The sequence below is a fragment of the Cytobacillus horneckiae genome, assembly GCF_002835735.1.
GTDB classification, from domain to species: domain Bacteria; phylum Bacillota; class Bacilli; order Bacillales; family Cytobacillaceae; genus Cytobacillus; species Cytobacillus horneckiae.
The window spans coordinates 1-1,399 of sequence record NZ_PISD01000102.1 but is presented as its reverse complement, the minus strand read 5'-3'; the positions used below and the strand labels follow the sequence as shown (position 1 = coordinate 1,399).

At 30.3% G+C, this 1,399-nt stretch carries 1 protein-coding gene; it reads left to right on the top strand.

Features of this window, described 5'->3' with window-relative positions:
• The first annotated feature begins 895 nt into the window (after positions 1–895).
• Positions 896–1,147, top strand: coding sequence for a hypothetical protein (locus CWS20_RS27670; RefSeq protein WP_066200406.1), 252 nt, complete (start codon positions 896–898; stop codon positions 1,145–1,147).
• Positions 1,148–1,399: the final 252 nt, after the last annotated feature.

The following is a 1,399-nucleotide window of genomic DNA, read 5'->3' as shown; positions in this document are numbered from 1 at the left end:
GCCAAGCCGACGTACCTAAAACGAGGAACTCAGATAATCGGCTTGCTCGAGCCATTGTACCGCCAAAACCGCCAGTGCTTCCGTTCGTAATTTTTGCTCTTTTGCCTTATGAATCTACGCAATGTGGGGGTTTCCCCCAAACCCCCAGCCTGCACCAGCCACCCTAAAACAAGGGAAAAAAACCAAAAAAAATAGCCCCTTTGCTTTTAAGCCAACCTTTACGAGGTCGGTTATTAATATAGCATTTAAACATCCATATTATATGGCGTTTTTTAAGATTTTAGGTAAAAAATAAAGGGCGATTTCTAAAAAAAAGGAGAGAAAGCCATTTCAGACTAACTAATTTTTAGATATACTGCCTCCACCTGCACATCTATTATCATTACCACCCTCACACCTTGCAACTAAATAATAGTCACCAGTTGTAGGAACAGTATAATATCCCCAGTTACTACCAACTCGACCTGGTGCAACTAATCTTTTTGAAACTAATTTGCCACTCTTATACACTCCAAAATCAACTTGCATTATACCTGGTTCGTCATTGTCCCAATCATACCTAATAGTTTACCCAGCTCTAAAAGTTACAGGAACTGTAGAAGCAAACACTTGCTGCCCATAATACATTCTTACACTAGCACATTGACTTCCACTGCATGTAAAATATGCTGATGCTGATTCTAATTGGATAGTAAAAATAAAAGAAATTAAAATCAGAATACTACTAGCAATCTTCAACAACCTTTTTTTTATTACATACACTCCCTTTATTTGAATAAACTTATACTCAATGAAATATTTTCTATATAATTCCTTAAAATTCCTTTTTGTTTTGTATTTTTTTGGAATATTTTTATTAGATGAGAGATAAGATAAAAATAAAAGGGATGAAAATATGGGAAAAAAAATATTTGTTTTAATATTTTTTTGTTTAATTTTTGTAGTAACCTCTACTTATGGAAAAGGAAATAATGATAATTTTGAGAAAATATACAAAGATGCTGGATATACATCTATTGAAGAAGCTATAAATTCTTTTGAAAAAAACAATAAAAGTACTATAAATAATATACCTAAACAAACTGATATACCTTTCAAAGTAACACATACTTTTGGTCAATTTGATAAAACAAAATCTAAATGTTAATAAAGACTCTGGTGAGCTTTTCTTTATTTTAGTGTACCCTTCAAAAAATCATATACCTATTACTAAACCAGATAAAATAGTAAAATTTAAAGATAATAAACAATATAAAATAGTAAAAGAAAAAGATTTCTTAACCTTTCAATTCCAATCAAAAGAATTCTCTTATATTATGTCTTCAAATACAAAGAACATTAAAGAAGAAGACTTTATCAAAATTGCAAATTCAATAAAAAAATAAAAAAAAGAAAAACA

Coding starts and splice junctions, on each gene's coding strand:
- CWS20_RS27670 (WP_066200406.1), top strand. CDS start 896: ATGGGAAAAAAAATATTTGTTTTAATATTTTTTTGTTTAATTTTTGTA.